This window comes from Streptomyces sp. Root431 (assembly GCF_001426585.1).
Lineage (GTDB): Bacteria > Actinomycetota > Actinomycetes > Streptomycetales > Streptomycetaceae > Streptomyces > Streptomyces stackebrandtii.
On the sequence record NZ_LMEI01000012.1, the window covers coordinates 278,643 to 295,941 of the forward strand.

Consider the following 17,299-nt stretch of genomic DNA (forward strand, 5'->3'; position numbering starts at 1 on the left):
CTTCCTTCCGCCTGACCGCTAGCGCAGGCGCCAGAGGGCGGGGACGTTCGGCGGCTCCCAGCCGGCCTGGGCGGTGTGTGCCTGGAGGCACACATAGCCCGGGCCGCCGTACGTGACGGTGTCCCCGGCCCGGTAGGCGGTCCCGGCGGCCCAGGTGCCGCCGGGCGTCCCCGTGGGGCTCGGCGTCGGGCTGGGGCCGGGGTCCTGCGGCACGTTCAGGACGAAGTCGAAGGCGGCTTCCCGGGCCCCGCCCGCGTCCCGGACGGTCATCAGGAGCCGCGGGTCGAAGATCGTGTCGGTGTTGTTGCGGGGTTCGTTCGGGAAGTACAGCTGCGTGGTGAGCACGGGCCGGCCGGGGGCCTGGAGCTTGACGTGGAGGTGCCGGGTGCGGCCCGGGTAGAGGCCGGGGACGATCGTGGTGAGCGCGAAGGCGCCCCGCGCGTCGGTGAATTGGTGGCCGCGGAAGCGGAATCCGGAGTTGTCGTAGGCGCCGTTGGTGTCGGCCTGCCAGAAGTCGAGCAGGACGCCCGGTATCGGCTTGCAGGCGAGCCCGAAGACATAGCCGCTGACGGTGAGCCGGATCCCCGGGGTCCCGGCCTCCAACAGGCTGGTCCTTCGCGGCGAGTTGGGCTTGAAGTACGGGCCCTCGGTCTGCGGCGGAGTCGGGTCGTCACCGTCGTCGCACGCCGGGGTGAGCGCGGGCACCGCCTCGCCGGCGGTGAGAGTACGGGCGAGCGCCGGGACGCCCATGAGCACGGCGGGCGCCGCCATACCGGCGGCGAGCGCGGCGCGCAGCACCGCCTTGCGGGTGACGTGCCCGGTGCTGGTTTCGTTGTCCATGCCTGCCTGCTCCTCGCGTGGGGGCTGAGGGGGTTCGGCAACGAACCTAGGCGGGGACGCCGCCGTCTTCGATGGACGGAACGGGGCCGTCATGGTGTTTTCGGAAGTCCCCCGGGCTGCGTCCCGCCTCCCGCCGGAAGAAGCGGCAGAAGTACGCCGGATCCTCGAACCCGACCCGCGCCGCCACCTGCCGCACCGACAGCGAGGTGGCCACCAGCAGCCGTTGCGCCTCCCGCACCCGCGCCTCCCGCAGCAGTACGGCGGGGGTCCGCCCGGTGGCGGCCCGCACGAGCTCGGTCAGGTACCCCGGGGTGACCCCCAGCCGCCCGGCACACTCCCGCACGGACACCCCGCCGACCCCGGCGTCGGACGCGATCCGCAGGAACTCCCCGGCAAGCCCCTGCGGCGGCACCACGACCCGCCCGCCCGGCACCCGGGCGGCCCGCACGAGCAACACGTGCAGCAAGGACCGCAGCACCCCGGCGAACCCGTCGTCCCCGCCCCGGTACTCCTCGGCGAGCTCCCCCATCAGCAACGAGGTCCGCTCGTGCGCGCTCCGGTCGAGATCCACCCAGGGCCGCTCGCCGAGCCGCCGCAGCAGCTCCTCGTCCCCGACGCCGCCCACCAGGAACTCGGGCGTGAACAGCACGAGGGACCCTTCGAGCCCCCGCACCCCCTCCCACCGGTGCACCTGCCCGGGAAGGATCACCCCCAGCTGGGGAGGACGGAGGACGAACCGCTCCGCGTCGAGCACGTGCACGCCCGTCCCCTCGACGACGTGCACGATCTCGTAGAACGTGTGCCGGTGCGGATAGTCGGCCCGGGACATCGGCCCCATCGCATCGAACCCCCCGGCCGCGAACGGCACCCGCTCCGGCAGCCGCACCTCCAACCGGTGCACCGGCGGCTCCCCGGCTAAAACCGCGGTCCCACGCACGGAATCCTCCCCGACAGGTACAGACCATTCGGCGATCCACGATCCCACGCGAACCGCCCCCTGTCAGGAGGCCCCGCGTCACCGGCCGCGCCGGCTCGGGTACGCCGAAGGGCCCGGCTCGCTTCGAGCCGGGCCCCGCACGCGCGCGTGACGCCTACCGGACGAAGACGCTCGCCTGGTTCGCCAGGTTCAGGAAGTACTGCGGCGCGAGGCCGAGCACCAGCGTGACCACGACGCCCGCCGTGATGGTGAGTGTCGTCAGGGCCGAGGGCACGGCGACCGTGGGGCCGTCCGCCTTCGGCTCGCTGAAGAACATCAGCACGATCACTCGGATGTAGAAGAACGCGGCGATCGCCGAGGAGAGCACGCCGACCACGACGAGCGCGCCCGCGCCGCCGTCCGCCGCCGCCTTGAAGACCGCGAACTTGCCGGAGAAGCCGGAGGTCAGCGGAATGCCGGCGAAGGCGAGCAGGAAGACTGCGAAGACCGCCGCGACGAGCGGCGAACGGCGCCCGAGACCGGCCCACTTGGAGAGGTGGGTGGCCTCACCGCCCGCGTCCCTGACCAGGGTGACGACGGCGAACGCGCCGATCGTCACGAAGGAGTACGCCCCCAGGTAGAAGAGGACGGACGAGATGCCGGCGGGGGTGGCGGCGATGACACCGGCCAGCAGGAATCCGGCGTGCGCGATGGACGAGTAGGCCAGGAGCCGCTTGATGTCGGTCTGGGTAATGGCGACGATCGCACCGCCCAGCATGGTGACGATCGCGACGCCCCACATGACCGGCCGCCAGTCCCAGGTGAGGCCCGGCAGCACCACGTACAGCAGGCGGAGCAGCGCGCCGAACGCGGCGACCTTGGTCGCGGCGGCCATGAAGCCGGTGACCGGGGTCGGGGCGCCCTGGTAGACGTCCGGGGTCCACATGTGGAACGGCACGGCGCCGACCTTGAAGAGGAGCCCCGCGAGGACCATGGCGAAGCCGATGAGCAGCAGGACGTCGTTGCCCATGGTGCCGGCGAGCGCCGGGTCGACGGAGACGACAGCGCCGTCGACGACGCGGGCGATCGTCGCGTACGAGACGGAGCCCGCGTAGCCGTAGAGCAGGGCGATCCCGAAGAGCAGGAACGCCGAGGAGAAGGCGCCGAGGAGGAAGTACTTGACGGCCGCCTCCTGCGACATCAGCCGCTTGCGGCGGGCGACGGCGCAGAGCAGGTACAGCGGGAGGGAGAAGACCTCCAGGGCGACGAAGAGCGTCAGGAGGTCGTTGGCCGCCGGGAAGACCAGCATGCCGGCGATCGCGAACAGTGCGAGCGGGAAGACCTCGGTGGTGGTGAAGCCGGCCTTGACGGCCGCCTTCTCCTGCTCGCTGCCGGGGACGGCGGCGGCCTCGGCGGCGAAGGAGTCGACCTTGTGGCCGTGGTCGGCCGGGTCGAGCCTGCGCTCGGCGAAGGTGAAGACCGACACGATCGAGGCGAGGAGAATGGTGCCCTGGAGGAAGAGGGCGGGTCCGTCGACGGCGATGGCGCCCATGGCCGCGATCTGGGCCTTGGTGGAGCCGTAGCCCCCGGCCGCCAGGCCGACGACGGCGGCGAAGGCGGCGGCGAGGGCGAGGACCGACAGGAAGACCTGGGCGACGTACCGGCCCTTGCGGGGCACGAAGGCCTCGACGAGGACGCTGAGGATCGCGGCGGTCAGCACGATGAGTACGGGCGAGAGCTGCGTGTACTCGATGTGCGGTGCCGGGATCTTGTTCAGCGGCTCGACCGCCGCCGTCGTCCACAGGCTGTGGACAGCCGTTGTACTCACTGGGCGGCCTCCACGTTCGGCACGGTGGGCTGGGGGTCCTTCTGCTGGACGTCGGACATGGTGTGCTGCACCGCCGGGTTGACGATGTCCGTCAGCGGCTTCGGGAAGACGCCGAGGAAGATCAGGACGGCGATCAGCGGGACGACCACCGCCAGTTCACGCACGCGCAGGTCCGGCAGCCCGCGCACCTCCTCCTTCACCGGCCCGGTCATCGTCCGCTGGTACAGGACGAGGACGTAGAGCGCGGCGAGGACGATGCCGGTGGTGGCGATGATGCCCGCCACCGGGTACCGGGCGTAGGTGCCGACCAGGACCAGGAACTCGCTGACGAACGGCGCCAGTCCGGGCAGCGACAGGGTCGCGAGGCCGCCGATCAGGAAGGTCCCGGCGAGCACCGGGGCGACCTTCTGCACGCCGCCGTAGTCGGCGATGAGCCGCGAGCCGCGCCGGGAGATCAGGAAGCCGGCGACGAGCATCAGCGCGGCCGTCGAGATGCCGTGGTTGACCATGTAGAGCGTGGCACCGGACTGGCCCTGGGTGGTCATCGCGAAGATGCCCAGGATGATGAAGCCGAAGTGCGAGATCGACGCGTAGGCGACCAGCCGCTTGATGTCCCGCTGGCCGACGGCGAGCAGCGCCCCGTACACGATGCTGATGAGCGCGAGGACGATGATCGCCGGGGTGGCCCACTTCGAGGCCTCGGGGAAGAGCCCGAGGCAGAAGCGGAGCATCGCGAAGGTGCCGACCTTGTCGACGACGGCGGTGATGAGGACGGCGACCGGGGCGGTCGCCTCCCCCATCGCGTTCGGCAGCCAGGTGTGCAGCGGCCAGAGCGGCGCCTTCACCGCGAAGGCGAAGAAGAAGCCGAGGAAGAGCAGCCGCTCGGTGTTGGTCGCCATGTCGAGCGAGCCGTCGGCCCGCGCCGCGGCGATCTCGGTGAGCGAGAAGTTCCCCGCGACCACGTAGAGCCCGATGACGGCCGCCAGCATGATGAGGCCGCCGACCAGGTTGTAGAGCAGGAACTTGACCGCCGCGTACGAGCGCTGGGCCGCCGCGTTCTCGTCGGAGCCCGAGTGCGCCCGGTCGCCGAAGCCGCCGATGAGGAAGTACATCGGGATGAGCATGGCTTCGAAGAGGACGTAGAAGAGGAAGACGTCGGTGGCCTCGAAGGAGAGGATCACCATCGCCTCGACCATGAGGATCAGGGCGAAGAAGCCCTGGGTCGGGCGCCAGCGCGGGGACTTCGTCTCCAGGGGGTCGGCGTCGTGCCAGCCCGCCAGGATGATGAAGGGGATCAGCAGCGCGGTGAGCGCGATGAGCGCCACCCCGATGCCGTCCACGCCGAGTTCGTAGCGGACTCCGAAGTCCTTGATCCAGGCGTGGTTCTCGGTCAGCTGGTACCGGTCGCCGCCGGGTTCGAACCGTACGAAGACGACGGCGGCGAGCACCAGCGTGGCGAGCGAGACGAGCAGCGCCAGCCATTTGGCGGCGGTGCGACGGGCGGCGGGGACGGCGGCGGTGAGGATCGCACCGGCCGCCGGCACCGCTGCCGTCAGCGTAAGGAGCGGGAAGGACATGGGAGTTACACCGCCCTCATCAGCAGGGTCGCGGCGATCAGCACCGCAGTACCTCCGAACATGGAGACCGCGTACGTGCGGGCGTAGCCGTTCTGGAGCTTGCGCAGCCGGCCGGAGAGTCCGCCGACGGCGGCCGCGGTGCCGTTGACGACGCCGTCGACCAGGGAGTGGTCGACGTAGACGAGGGAGCGGGTGAGGTGCGTGCCGCCCGTGACGAAGACCGCGTGGTTGAAGTCGTCCTGGAGCAGGTCGCGGCGGGCGGCCCGGGTGAGGAGCGAGCCGCGCGGGGCGACCACCGGGACGGGCCTGCGCCCGTACTGGAGGTAGGCCAGCCCGACGCCGATCACCATGACGGCGACGGTGGCGGTGGTGACGGCGGCGGCGCTGAGCGGCGAGTGGCCGTGGGCGAAGCCGGTGACCGGCTCCAGCCACTCGACGAAGCCGGCGAACTCGAAGTAGGCGCCTGCGGCGACCGAGCCGACGGCCAGCAGGATCATCGGGATCGTCATGGACCTGGGCGACTCGTGCGGGTGCGGCGGGTTGCCGTTCTCGTCGTCCTGCCAGCGCTTCTCGCCGAAGAAGGTCATCAGCATCACGCGGGTCATGTAGTACGCGGTGATGGCCGCGCCGAGGAGGGTGACCGAGCCGAGGATCCAGCCCTCGGTGCCGCCCTTCGCGAAGGCCGCCTCGATGATCTTGTCCTTGGAGAAGAAGCCGGACAGACCGGGGAAGCCGATGATCGCGAGGTAGCCGAGGCCGAAGGTGACGAAGGTGACCGGCATGTACTTCCGCAGGCCGCCGTACTTCCTCATGTCGACCTCGTCGTTCATGCCGTGCATGATCGAACCGGCGCCGAGGAAGAGCCCGGCCTTGAAGAAGCCGTGCGTCACCAGGTGCATGATCGCGAAGACGTAGCCGATGGGGCCGAGGCCGGCCGCCAGGATCATGTAGCCGATCTGCGACATCGTCGAACCGGCGAGCGCCTTCTTGATGTCGTCCTTCGCGCAACCGACGATCGCACCGAAGAGGAGCGTGACGGCGCCGACGACGGTGACGACGAGCTGCGCGTCCGGCGCCGCGTTGAAGATGTCGGCGGAGCGGACGATCAGATAGACACCGGCGGTCACCATCGTGGCCGCGTGGATGAGGGCCGAGACCGGGGTCGGGCCCTCCATCGCGTCCCCGAGCCAGGACTGCAGCGGCACCTGGGCCGACTTGCCGCAGGCCGCGAGGAGCAGCATCAGGCCGATCGCGGTCAGGGTGCCCTGGGAGGCCTCGCCGGTCGACGCCAGGACCGGCCCGAAGGCGAAGGTTCCGAAGGTGGTGAACATGATCATGATGGCGATCGACAGGCCCATGTCGCCGACCCGGTTGACCAGGAAGGCCTTCTTCGCGGCGGTGGCCGCGGTGGGCTTGTGCTGCCAGAAGCCGATCAGGAGGTACGAGGCGAGGCCGACGCCCTCCCAGCCGAAGTACAGGAGCAGGTAGTTGTCGGCGAGGACGAGCAGGAGCATCGCCGCGACGAACAGGTTGAGGTAGCCGAAGAAGCGGCGGCGGCGCTCGTCGTGCTCCATGTAGCCGATGGAGTACACGTGGATGAGCGTGCCGACCCCGCTGATCAGCAGGACGAAGGTCATCGACAGCTGGTCGAGCTGGAAGGCGATGTCCGCCTGGAAGTTCTCGACCGGGATCCAGGTGTACAGCCGCTGGTGCATCGCCCGGTCGTCGGCGCTCTTGCCGAGCATGTCGGCGAAGAGCGCCAGGCCGATGGCGAAGGATGCGGCCGCGAGCAGGGTGCCGAGCCAGTGCCCGGACTTGTCGAGCCGCTTGCCGCCGCAGAGCAGGATGGCGGCGCCGAGCAGGGGTACCCCGACGAGCAGCGCAATGAGATTTTCCACGGGTCAGCCCCTCACAGCTTCATCAGGCTGGCGTCGTCGACCGAGGCCGAGTGGCGGGCACGGAAGACGGACACGATGATCGCGAGCCCGACGACGACCTCCGCGGCGGCGACGACCATCGTGAAGAACGCGATGATCTGGCCGTCGAGGTTGCCGTGCATGCGGGAGAAGGTGACGAACGCGAGGTTGCAGGCGTTGAGCATGAGCTCGACGCACATGAAGACCACGATCGCGTTGCGCCGGATCAGTACCCCGGCGGCGCCGATGGTGAACAGCAGGGCCGCGAGATACAGGTAGTTGACGGGGTTCACCGGGTGGCCTCCTCTTCGTCCCGGTCCCGGCCGAGCCGCTCCTCGGAGCGCTGCTCCAGGGCCTTGAGGTCGGCGAGCGCCTCGCTGGACACGTCCCGGATCTGGCCCCGCTTGCGCAGGGTCTGCATGACGGTGAGCTCCGACGGGGAGCCGTCGGGCAGCAGGCCGGCGACGTCCACGGCGTTGTGCCGGGCGTAGACGCCGGGTGCGGGCAGCGGCGGCACGTGCGTGCCCTGCCGTACGCGCTGCTCGGAGAGCTCGCGCTGGGTGCGGGCCCGCTCGGTGCGCTCGCGGTGGGTGAGCACCATCGCGCCGACGGCGGCGGTGATGAGGAGCGCGCCGGTGATCTCGAAGGCGAAGACGTACTTGGTGAAGATGAGGGCGGCGAGGCCCTCGACGTTTCCGCCGCGCGCGGAGTTGGCCGCGCCGAGGCCGTTGAACTCGGTGAGCGAGGCCTGGCCGATGCCGGCGATCAGCAGGATGCCGAAGCCGAGGCCGCAGGCCGCGGCCCACCAGCGCTGGCCCTTGATGGTCTCCTTCAGGGAGTCCGCGGCCGTGACGCCGACCAGCATGACGATGAAGAGGAAGAGCATCATGATCGCGCCGGTGTAGACGACGATCTGGACGATGCCGAGGAAGTACGCGCCGTTGGCGAGGTAGAAGACCGCCAGGATGATCATCGTGCCGGCCAGCGACAGCGCGCTGTGCATGGCCTTCTTCATCAGGATCGTGGCGAGGGCGCCGGCGAGGGCGACGGTGCCGAGGACCCAGAACTGGAAGGCCTCGCCGCTCGACGTGGTGTACGCCGCGAGGTTCGCGCTCATGCGTCCGCCCCCTCCGGCTCGCCCTGCTCACCCTTGGAGACGGCGACCTGCTGGACGGTCCCGGGCGCGGCCTCGGTGACGAGGCCCCGGTAGTAGTCCTGCTCGGTCATGCCGGGGAAGATCGCGTGCGGCGAGTCGACCATCGTCTCCTCCAGGCCCGCGAGGAGCTGCTCCTTGGTGTAGATCAGGTTCTCGCGGGAGGAGTCGGCCAGTTCGAACTCGTTGGTCATCGTCAGCGCGCGCGTGGGGCAGGCCTCGATGCACAGCCCGCACAGGATGCAGCGGGCGTAGTTGATCTGGTAGACGCGGCCGTAGCGCTCGCCGGGCGAGTAGCGCTCCTCGTCCGTGTTGTCCGCACCCTCGACGTAGATGGCGTCGGCGGGACAGGCCCAGGCGCACAGCTCGCAGCCGACGCACTTCTCCAGGCCGTCGGGGTGACGGTTGAGCTGGTGCCGGCCGTGGAAGCGGGGCGCCGTCGTCTTCTGCTGCTCCGGGTACTGCTCGGTCAGCCGCTTCTTGAACATGGCCTTGAAGGTCACGCCGAAGCCGGCCACCGGATTCTGGAAGTCAGACACCGTCCGTCTCCTTTCCCTCACTCGCAGTAGCAGTATCGGAGGCGCCACTGACAACGAGGTCCCCCTCGTGCCGCGGCCTGCGCCGGGGCACGGGCGGCAGGGACTGTCCGGGCTTGGGCGGTACGGGGAAGCCTCCGGCCATCGGGTCGAAGGCCGGCGCGTCGGCGGGTTCGCCCGCCTCCGCCTTCGCCTTCCTGTCGCGGAACGTGTCGAAGAGGAAGGAGAGCAGCAGCAGTCCGAGGACGGCACCGGCCACGTACAGGACGATGTTGGAGAAGCCGATGTTCTCGTTCCGCAGGGCCCGGACGGTGGCGACGAGCATGAGCCAGACCACGGAGACCGGGATGAGGACCTTCCACCCGAGCTTCATCAGCTGGTCGTAGCGGACGCGGGGCAGGGTGCCGCGGAGCCAGATGAAGAAGAAGAGCAGCAGCTGCACCTTGAGGACGAACCAGAGCATCGGCCACCAGCCGTGGTTCGCGCCCTCCCAGAAGGTGGAGACCGGGTACGGGGCCCGCCAGCCGCCCAGGAAGAGCGTCACCGACACGGCCGAGACCGTCACCATGTTCACGTACTCGGCGAGCATGAACATCGCGAACTTGATGGACGAGTACTCGGTGTTGAAGCCGCCGACGAGGTCGCCCTCGGACTCCGGCATGTCGAAGGGGGCGCGGTTCGTCTCGCCGACCATCGTGACGATGTAGATGATGAACGACACCGGCAGCAGGATGACGAACCAGCGGTCCGCCTGCGCCTCGACGATCGCCGAGGTCGACATCGACCCGGAGTAGAGGAAGACGGAGGCGAAGGCCGCGCCCATGGCGATCTCGTACGAGATCATCTGGGCGCAGGAGCGCAGACCGCCGAGGAGCGGATACGTGGAGCCGGAGGACCAGCCGGCGAGGACGATGCCGTAGATGCCGACGGAGGCGACCGCGAGGACGTACAGCATCGCGATCGGCAGGTCGGTGAGCTGCATCGCCGTGCGCTGGCCGAAGATCGACACCTCGTTGCCCGCGGGCCCGAAGGGGATCACGGCGATCGCCATGAACGCCGGGATGGCGGCGATGATCGGGGCGAGGACGTAGACGACCTTGTCGGCCTTCTTGACGATCAGGTCCTCCTTGAGCATCAGCTTGATGCCGTCCGCGAGGGACTGGAGGAGGCCCCAGGGGCCGTGCCGGTTGGGGCCGACGCGCAGCTGCATCCAGGCGACGACCTTGCGCTCCCACACGATGGAGAAGAGCACGGTGACCATCAGGAAGGCGAAGCAGAAGACGGCCTTGATCGCGACGAGCCACCAGGGGTCCGTGCCGAACATGGACAGGTCTTCGGCGGCGAGGAGGGTGTTCATGCCGGGACCTCCGTCGTGGTGACGCCGCCGATGCGGACCAGGTCGCCGGGGTGGGCTCCGGTGTCGGAGTAGACGCCGGCCCCGGTCGAGTTCAGCGGGAGCCAGACCACGCGGTCGGGCATCTCGGTGACCTGGAGGGGGAAGGTGACGGAGCCGGCCGGGCCGGTGATCTCCAGCGTGTCGCCGTCCTTGACGCCGGTGTCGGCGGCGGTGGCGGCCGACAGCCGGGCGACCGCCGCGTGGCGGGTACCGGCCAGGGCCGTGTCGCCCTCCTGGAGGCGGCCGAGGTCGAGGAGGAGCCGGTGTCCGGCGAGGACGGCCTCGCCGTCGCCGGGCCGGGGCGCGGCCTGACCGGGCTCGGTGGGCTCGGAGGCCCGCTCCTCGGTCCAGCGGCCGAGCCGGTCGATCTCGCGTCGCGCGGACCGGAGGTCGGGCAGGGCCAGGTGGGCGTCCATGGCGTCGGCGAGCATGTGGAGCACGCGCGCGTCCGACGGCGACAGGGTCCTCGTCATCTGCTCGGGCTTGAGCGCGGCCTCGAAGAGCCGGGCCCTGCCCTCCCAGTTGAGGAAGGTGCCGGGCTTCTCGGCGACGGCGGCGACCGGCAGGACGACGTCGGCGCGGTCGGTGACCTCGCCGGGCCGCAGCTCCAGGGAGACCACGAAGGCCGCGTCGAGCGCTTCCCGCGCGCGGGCCGGGTCGGGCAGGTCGGCGACCTCGACGCCGCCGACGAGCAGCGCGGCGAGCTCGCCGGTGGCGGCGGCCTCCAGGATCTGGCCGGTGTCGCGGCCGTAGCGGTGCGGGAGTTCGCGGACGCCCCAGGCGACGGCGACCTCCTCCCGCGCGCGCGGGTCGGTCGCGGGCCGGCCGCCGGGCAGCAGCGCCGGGAGCGCGCCCGCCTCCACCGCTCCGCGCTCGCCGGAACGGCGCGGGATCCAGACGAGCCGGGCGCCGGTGGCGGCCGAGGCCCGCAGGGCGGCGGTGAGCGCGCCGGGCACGCCCGCGAGGCGCTCGCCGACGGCGATGACGGCGCCGTCCTGGCGGAGGGCCTCGGCGGCGGCGAGTCCGTCGCCTTCGAGGCCGACCCGGGAGGTGAGCGCGTCGAGCCACTCGGTCTCGGTGCCGGGGGCGGCGGGCAGCAGGGTGCCGCCCGACTTCTCCAGGCCGCGGGTGGCGTGGGAGGCGACCGCGTAGGTCCGCTGCCCGTGCTTGCGCCAGGCCTTGCGGAGCCGCAGGAAGACGCCGGGGGCCTCCTCCTCGGACTCCAGCCCGACGAGGAGGACGGCCGGGGCGGCTTCGAGCGAGGTGTACGTGACGCCCGTGCCGTCCAGGTCGCGTCCGCGGCCGGCGACGGCGGAGGCCAGGAAGTCGGCCTCCTCTCCGGAGTGGACCCGGGCCCGGAAGTCGATGTCGTTGGTGTCGAGGGCGACCCGGGCGAACTTGGCGTACGCGTAGGAGTCCTCGACGGTCAGCCGGCCGCCGGCGAGGACGCCGGTGCGGCCGCGGACGAGCCCGCGGGCGGCGGCCTCCAGCGCCTCGGGCCAGGACGCGGCTTCGAGCTCACCGGTCTCGGCGTTGCGGACGAGCGGGGTGGTGAGCCGGTCGCGCTGTTGCGCGTACCGGAAGCCGAAGCGGCCCTTGTCGCAGATCCACTCCTCGTTGACCTCGGGGTCCTCGGCGGCGAGCTTCCGCATGACCTTGCCGCGCCGGTGGTCGGTGCGGGTGGCGCAGCCGCCGGAGCACTGCTCGCAGACCGACGGCGAGGAGACCAGGTCGAAGGGGCGGGAGCGGAAGCGGTAGGCGGACGAGGTGAGGGCGCCGACCGGGCAGATCTGGATGGTGTTGCCGGAGAAGTACGACTCGAAGGGGTCGCCCTCGCCGGTGCCGACCTGCTGGAGCGCGCCGCGCTCGATCAGCTCGATCATCGGGTCGCCCGCGACCTGGTTGGAGAAGCGGGTGCAGCGGGCGCACAGGACGCAGCGCTCGCGGTCGAGCAGCACCTGCGTGGAGATGTTGACCGGCTTCTCGTAGGTCCGCTTGTGGCCGTCGAAGCGGGACTCCGACTGGCCGTGGGACATGGCCTGGTTCTGCAGGGGGCACTCGCCGCCCTTGTCGCAGACCGGGCAGTCCAGCGGGTGGTTGATGAGCAGCAGCTCCATCACGCCGTGCTGGGCCTTCTCGGCGACGGGGCTGGTCAGCTGCGACTTCACCACCATGCCGTCGGTGCAGGTGATGGTGCAGGAGGCCATGGGCTTGCGCTGGCCCTCGACCTCGACGATGCACTGGCGGCAGGCGCCGGCGGGGTCGAGGAGCGGGTGGTCGCAGAAGCGCGGGATCTCGATGCCGAGCTGTTCGGCGGCGCGGATGACCAGCGTCCCCTTGGGGACGGAGATCTCGATGCCGTCGATGGTCAGCGTGACGAGGTCCTGGGGCGGGAGCGCCGCCTCGCCGCCCCCGGAGGGGGCAGACGTGGTGACTGTCATGCGTTCACCTCCGTGTGGTCTGCGCGCCGGTCGGCCCAGACGGTCGACTTGGCGGGGTCGAAGGGGCAGCCCTTGCCCGTGATGTGCTGCTCGTACTCCGCGCGGAAGTACTTGAGCGAGGAGAAGATCGGCGAGGCGGCGCCGTCGCCGAGGGCGCAGAACGACTTGCCGTTGATGTTGTCGGCGATGTCGTTGAGCTTGTCGAGGTCGGCCATGACGCCCTTGCCGGCCTCGATGTCGCGGAGCAACTGGACGAGCCAGTACGTGCCTTCGCGGCAGGGTGTGCACTTGCCGCAGGACTCGTGGGCGTAGAACTCGGTCCAGCGGGTGACGGCGCGGACGACGCAGGTGGTCTCGTCGAAGCACTGGAGGGCCTTGGTGCCGAGCATGGATCCGGCGGCGCCGACGCCCTCGTAGTCGAGGGGCACGTCGAGGTGCTCCTCGGTGAACATGGGGGTGGAGGAGCCGCCGGGGGTCCAGAACTTGAGCCGGTGGCCCGGCCGCATGCCGCCGCTCATGTCGAGGAGCTGGCGCAGCGTGATGCCGAGGGGGGCCTCGTACTGGCCGGGCGAGACGACGTGCCCGCTGAGCGAGTAGAGCGTGAAGCCCGGGGACTTCTCGCTGCCCATCGAGGTGAACCATTCCTTGCCGCGTTGGAGGATCGCGGGAACGGACGCGATGGACTCGACGTTGTTCACGACAGTGGGGCAGGCGTACAGACCGGCGACCGCGGGGAAGGGGGGTCGCAGCCGGGGCTGGCCGCGGCGCCCTTCGAGCGAGTCGAGGAGGGCGGTCTCCTCGCCGCAGATGTACGCGCCGGCGCCGGCGTGCACGGTGATGTCCAGGTTCAGTCCGCTGCCGAGGATGTTCCGGCCGAGGTAGCCGGCCGCGTAGGCCTCGCGGACTGCCTCGTGGAGGCGGCGCAGGACGGGGACGACCTCGCCGCGCAGATAGATGAACGCGTGCTCGGAGCGGATCGCGTAGCAGGCGATGATCATTCCCTCGATGAGGGAGTGCGGGTTGGCGAAGAGGAGCGGGATGTCCTTGCAGGTGCCGGGCTCGGACTCGTCGGCGTTGACGACGAGGTAGTGGGGCTTGCCGTCGCCCTGCGGGATGAACTGCCACTTCATGCCGGTGGGGAAGCCGGCGCCGCCGCGGCCGCGGAGCCCGGATTCCTTGACGTACGCGATGAGGTCGTCGGGGCTCATCGCGAGGGCCCGCTTGAGGCCCTGGTATCCCTCGTGCCGCTCGTAGGTCTCCAGGGTCCAGGAGTTGGGCTGGTCCCAGAAGGCGGAGAGGACGGGGGCGAGAAGCTTCTCGGGGCTGCTGTTGTCGATCTCGGCCGCCAAGGTCATCACTCCCCCTCCTGACGGGTTGCCTCACCGCGCGGGTGAACGATTCGGTGGTGGAGCGGCTCGCCCTTGGACAGGCGCAGGCCGACGAGGGAGGCCGGGCCGGCTCCGCCGGTGGCCTCGACGGCGCCGGGGCGCTCGTCCGGGAAGCCCGCGAGGATGCGGGCCGTCTCTTTGAAGGTGCAGAGGGGGGCGCCGCGGGTGGGTTCGACGGTCCGGCCGGCCCGCAGGTCGTCCACCATCTTCTTGGCGGACTCGGGGGTCTGGTTGTCGAAGAACTCCCAGTTGACCATCACGACGGGTGCGAAGTCGCAGGCCGCGTTGCACTCGATGTGCTCAAGGGTGATCTTGCCGTCCTCGGTGGTCTCATCGTTGCCGACGCCGAGGTGGGCCTTGAGCTCGTCGAAGATGGCGTCGCCGCCCATGACCGCGCAGAGCGTGTTCGTACAGACGCCGACCTGGTAGTCGCCGGAGGGCTTGCGCCGGTACATCGTGTAGAAGGTGGCGACGGCGGTGACCTCGGCGGTGGTCAGGCCGAGGAGTTCGGCGCAGAACCGCATGCCGGTACGGGTCACGTGGCCCTCCTCCGACTGCACGAGGTGCAGCATCGGCAGGAGTGCGGAGCGGGAGTCCGGGTAGCGGGCGATGATCGCCTTCGCGTCCTCGGTCAGGCGCTCGTGGACCTCGGCCGGGTACGCGGGGGCGGGCAGCTGGGGCATCCCCAGGCTGACGTTCTCCGTCATCGGTCGACGCCTCCCATCACGGGGTCGATGGAGGCGACGGCGACGATGACGTCGGCGACCTGGCCGCCCTCGCACATCGCGGCCATGGCCTGGAGGTTGGTGAAGGACGGGTCGCGGAAGTGGACCCGGAAGGGGCGGGTGCCGCCGTCGGAGACGACGTGCACGCCGAGCTCGCCCTTGGGTGACTCGACGGCCGCGTAGGCCTGCCCGGCCGGGACCCGGAAGCCCTCGGTGACCAGCTTGAAGTGGTGGATCAGGGCCTCCATGGAGGTGCCCATGATCTTCTTGATGTGGTCGAGGGAGTTGCCGAGGCCGTCGGGGCCGAGCGCGAGCTGCGCGGGCCAGGCGATCTTCTTGTCGCCGACCATGACCGGTCCCGGGGCGAGGCGGTCGAGGCACTGCTCGACGATCCGGAGCGACTGCCGCATCTCTTCCAGGCGGACGAGGAAGCGTCCGTAGGAGTCGCAGGTGTCGGCGGTCGGGACGTCGAACTCGTAGTTCTCGTAGCCGCAGTACGGGTCGGTCTTGCGCAGGTCGTGCGGGAGGCCCGCGGAGCGCAGGATCGGGCCGGTGGCGCCGAGGGCCATGCAGCCGGTGAGGTCGAGGTAGCCGACGTCCTGCATGCGGGCCTTGAAGATGGGGTTGCCGGTGGCGAGCTTGTCGTACTCCGGCAGGTTCTTCTTCATGGTCTTCACGAACTCGCGGACGGCGTCGACGGCGCCGGGCGGCAGGTCCTGGGCGAGGCCGCCGGGGCGGATGAACGCGTGGTTCATGCGCAGGCCGGTGATCAGCTCGTACAGGTCCAGGATCATCTCGCGGTCCCGGAAGCCGTAGATCATGATCGTGGTGGCGCCGAGCTCCATGCCGCCGGTGGCGATGCACACCAGGTGGGAGGAGAGCCGGTTGAGCTCCATGAGCAGGACGCGGATGATGCTCGCCCGGTCGGGGATCTGCTCGGTGATGCCGAGGAGCTTCTCGACGCCGAGGCAGTACGCCGTCTCGTTGTAGAACGAGGTCAGGTAGTCCATGCGCGTGACGAAGGTCGTGCCCTGCGTCCAGGTCCGGTATTCGAGGTTCTTCTCGATGCCGGTGTGGAGGTAGCCGATGCCGCAGCGGGCCTCGGTGACGGTCTCGCCGTCGATCTCCAGGATGAGCCGGAGCACGCCGTGGGTGGACGGGTGCTGCGGGCCCATGTTGACGATGATGCGCTCGTCGTCGGCCTTGGCGGCGGACTGGACGACCTCTTCCCAGTCGCCGCCGGTCACCGTGTAGACGGCGCCTTCTGTCGTCTCGCGGGGAGACGCGTGGGAAGTGCTCACGAGTACGACCTCCGCTGGTCCGGAGCCGGGATCTGGGCGCCCTTGTACTCGACGGCGATGCCGCCGAGGGGATAGTCCTTGCGCTGCGGGTGGCCCTGCCAGTCGTCCGGCATCATGATCCGGGTGAGGGCGGGGTGGCCGTCGAAGACGATGCCGAAGAAGTCGTACGTCTCGCGCTCGTGCCAGTCGTTCGTCGGGTAGACGGCGACGAGGGACGGGATGCGCGGGTCGGCGTCGGGCGCCGAGACCTCCAGGCGGATCAGCCGGCCGTGGGTGAGCGAGCGCAGGTGGTAGACGGCGTGCAGCTCGCGGCCCTTGTCCCCGGGGTAGTGGACGCCGGAGACGCCGGTGCAGAGCTCGAAGCGGAGCGCCGGGTCGTCGCGCAGGGTCCGGGCGACCCGGACGAGGTGCTCGCGCTCGATGTGGAACGTGAGCTCGTCGCGGTCGACGACCGTCTTCTCGATGGCGTTCTCCGGGAGCAGTCCCTGCTCCTCCAGTGCGCCTTCGAGCTCGTCGGCGACCTCGTCGAACCAGCCGCCGTACGGGCGGGAGGCCGGCCCCGGGAGCCGGATGGAGCGGACGAGGCCGCTGTAACCGGACGTGTCGCCGCCGTTGTTGGCGCCGAACATGCCACGCTGGAGGCGTACCTCCTCGCCGTGCTCCCCGCGCTGGCCCGGCAGGTTCTGCTCGCTCAGCTCCTTCTCGGGGTTGGGTGTCTCGTCACTCACCGGAGCAGACCCTTCAATTCGATGGTCGGCAGCGCCTTGAGCGCCGCCTCCTCCGCCTCGCGCGCCGCCTCCTCGGCGTTCACGCCGAGCTTGGAGGTCTGGATCTTCTGGTGGAGCTTGAGAATCGCGTCGAGGAGCATCTCCGGCCGCGGCGGACAGCCGGGCAGGTAGATGTCGACGGGCACGATGTGGTCGACGCCCTGCACGATCGCGTAGTTGTTGAACATGCCGCCCGATGAGGCGCAGACGCCCATGGAGATGACCCACTTGGGGTTCGGCATCTGGTCGTAGACCTGCCGCAGCACGGGCGCCATCTTCTGGCTGACGCGGCCGGCGACGATCATGAGGTCGGCCTGGCGCGGCGAGCCGCGGAAGACCTCCATGCCGAAGCGGGCCAGGTCGTACCGGCCTGCGCCGGTGGTCATCATCTCGATGGCGCAGCAGGCGAGGCCGAACGTCGCGGGGAACACGGACGCCTTGCGCACCCAGCCCGCGGCCTGTTCGACCGTCGTCAGCAGAAAGCCGCTCGGGAGTTTCTCTTCGAGTCCCATAGG

General features: G+C 70.3%; 15 protein-coding genes. All 15 read right to left on the reverse strand.

Annotated features, from left to right (window positions below; all coding sequences use genetic code 11):
* Nucleotides 1-18: 18 nt before the first annotated feature.
* The 15 genes from ASC82_RS23485 to ASC82_RS23555 all read right to left on the reverse strand — a co-directional run bounded on the left by ASC82_RS23485 (nt 19) and on the right by ASC82_RS23555 (nt 17,296).
* Entirely contained in the window at nt 19-840 is an 822-nt protein-coding gene (locus ASC82_RS23485) for a carbohydrate-binding protein (RefSeq protein WP_056651464.1), read from the reverse strand.
* Nucleotides 841-886: 46 nt separating this feature from the next.
* Complete coding sequence (locus ASC82_RS23490) at nt 887-1,741, reverse strand: AraC family transcriptional regulator (protein ID WP_347336087.1); 855 nt, start codon at nt 1,739-1,741, stop codon at nt 887-889.
* Between the two features lie 190 nt (nt 1,742-1,931).
* The gene (gene nuoN / locus ASC82_RS23495; protein WP_056651469.1) at nt 1,932-3,584 is read right to left on the reverse strand and encodes an NADH-quinone oxidoreductase subunit NuoN; all 1,653 of its coding nucleotides are present in this window, start codon (nt 3,582-3,584) and stop codon (nt 1,932-1,934) included.
* The gene (locus tag ASC82_RS23500) at nt 3,581-5,161 is read right to left on the reverse strand and encodes an NADH-quinone oxidoreductase subunit M (RefSeq protein WP_056651472.1); all 1,581 of its coding nucleotides are present in this window, start codon (nt 5,159-5,161) and stop codon (nt 3,581-3,583) included. Before ASC82_RS23500 ends, nuoN begins: the two co-directional genes overlap by 4 nt.
* A gap of 5 nt (nt 5,162-5,166) precedes the next feature.
* Entirely contained in the window at nt 5,167-7,059 is a 1,893-nt protein-coding gene (nuoL, locus tag ASC82_RS23505; protein WP_056651475.1) for an NADH-quinone oxidoreductase subunit L, read from the reverse strand.
* Nucleotides 7,060-7,070: 11 nt separating this feature from the next.
* A complete protein-coding gene (gene nuoK / locus ASC82_RS23510; RefSeq protein ID WP_017239464.1) occupies nt 7,071-7,370 on the reverse strand; it encodes an NADH-quinone oxidoreductase subunit NuoK in 300 nt (99 codons plus the stop codon).
* Complete coding sequence (locus tag ASC82_RS23515) at nt 7,367-8,194, reverse strand: NADH-quinone oxidoreductase subunit J (RefSeq protein WP_056651478.1); 828 nt, start codon at nt 8,192-8,194, stop codon at nt 7,367-7,369. The genes nuoK and ASC82_RS23515 overlap by 4 nt, the downstream gene beginning before the upstream one ends.
* Nucleotides 8,191-8,769 (reverse strand): NADH-quinone oxidoreductase subunit NuoI, encoded by a 579-nt coding sequence (gene nuoI, locus ASC82_RS23520; protein ID WP_056651482.1) that lies wholly within the window; start codon nt 8,767-8,769, stop codon nt 8,191-8,193. The genes ASC82_RS23515 and nuoI overlap by 4 nt, the downstream gene beginning before the upstream one ends.
* Complete coding sequence (gene nuoH, locus ASC82_RS23525; RefSeq protein ID WP_056651483.1) at nt 8,762-10,123, reverse strand: NADH-quinone oxidoreductase subunit NuoH; 1,362 nt, start codon at nt 10,121-10,123, stop codon at nt 8,762-8,764. The genes nuoI and nuoH overlap by 8 nt, the downstream gene beginning before the upstream one ends.
* The gene (locus tag ASC82_RS23530) at nt 10,120-12,603 is read right to left on the reverse strand and encodes an NADH-quinone oxidoreductase subunit G (RefSeq protein WP_056651486.1); all 2,484 of its coding nucleotides are present in this window, start codon (nt 12,601-12,603) and stop codon (nt 10,120-10,122) included. The genes nuoH and ASC82_RS23530 overlap by 4 nt, the downstream gene beginning before the upstream one ends.
* Nucleotides 12,600-13,958, reverse strand: coding sequence for an NADH-quinone oxidoreductase subunit NuoF (gene nuoF / locus ASC82_RS23535; RefSeq protein WP_056651489.1), 1,359 nt, complete (start codon nt 13,956-13,958; stop codon nt 12,600-12,602). Before nuoF ends, ASC82_RS23530 begins: the two co-directional genes overlap by 4 nt.
* Nucleotides 13,958-14,698 carry an NADH-quinone oxidoreductase subunit NuoE gene (gene nuoE, locus ASC82_RS23540; RefSeq protein WP_056651492.1) on the reverse strand — a complete coding sequence of 247 codons (741 nt, stop codon included), beginning with the start codon at nt 14,696-14,698 and terminating at the stop codon, nt 13,958-13,960. Before nuoE ends, nuoF begins: the two co-directional genes overlap by 1 nt.
* On the reverse strand, nt 14,695-16,017 hold the full coding sequence (locus ASC82_RS23545; protein ID WP_056651494.1) for an NADH-quinone oxidoreductase subunit D: 1,323 nt from the start codon (nt 16,015-16,017) through the stop codon (nt 14,695-14,697). Before ASC82_RS23545 ends, nuoE begins: the two co-directional genes overlap by 4 nt.
* The gene (locus tag ASC82_RS23550) at nt 16,014-16,745 is read right to left on the reverse strand and encodes an NADH-quinone oxidoreductase subunit C (protein ID WP_056651496.1); all 732 of its coding nucleotides are present in this window, start codon (nt 16,743-16,745) and stop codon (nt 16,014-16,016) included. The genes ASC82_RS23545 and ASC82_RS23550 overlap by 4 nt, the downstream gene beginning before the upstream one ends.
* On the reverse strand, nt 16,742-17,296 hold the full coding sequence (locus ASC82_RS23555) for an NADH-quinone oxidoreductase subunit B (RefSeq protein WP_024756031.1): 555 nt from the start codon (nt 17,294-17,296) through the stop codon (nt 16,742-16,744). The genes ASC82_RS23550 and ASC82_RS23555 overlap by 4 nt, the downstream gene beginning before the upstream one ends.
* Nucleotides 17,297-17,299: the final 3 nt, after the last annotated feature.

What these genes read in the sequence shown, in the direction of transcription:
- ASC82_RS23485 (WP_056651464.1), bottom strand. Translation starts at nt 840, where the DNA reads ATGGACAACGAAACCAGCACCGGGCACGTCACCCGCAAGGCGGTGCTG.
- ASC82_RS23500 (WP_056651472.1), bottom strand. Translation starts at nt 5,161, where the DNA reads ATGTCCTTCCCGCTCCTTACGCTGACGGCAGCGGTGCCGGCGGCCGGT.
- ASC82_RS23515 (WP_056651478.1), bottom strand. Translation starts at nt 8,194, where the DNA reads ATGAGCGCGAACCTCGCGGCGTACACCACGTCGAGCGGCGAGGCCTTC.
- nuoH (WP_056651483.1), bottom strand. Translation starts at nt 10,123, where the DNA reads ATGAACACCCTCCTCGCCGCCGAAGACCTGTCCATGTTCGGCACGGAC.
- ASC82_RS23530 (WP_056651486.1), bottom strand. Translation starts at nt 12,603, where the DNA reads ATGACAGTCACCACGTCTGCCCCCTCCGGGGGCGGCGAGGCGGCGCTC.
- nuoF (WP_056651489.1), bottom strand. Translation starts at nt 13,958, where the DNA reads ATGACCTTGGCGGCCGAGATCGACAACAGCAGCCCCGAGAAGCTTCTC.
- nuoE (WP_056651492.1), bottom strand. Translation starts at nt 14,698, where the DNA reads ATGACGGAGAACGTCAGCCTGGGGATGCCCCAGCTGCCCGCCCCCGCG.
- ASC82_RS23555 (WP_024756031.1), bottom strand. Translation starts at nt 17,296, where the DNA reads ATGGGACTCGAAGAGAAACTCCCGAGCGGCTTTCTGCTGACGACGGTC.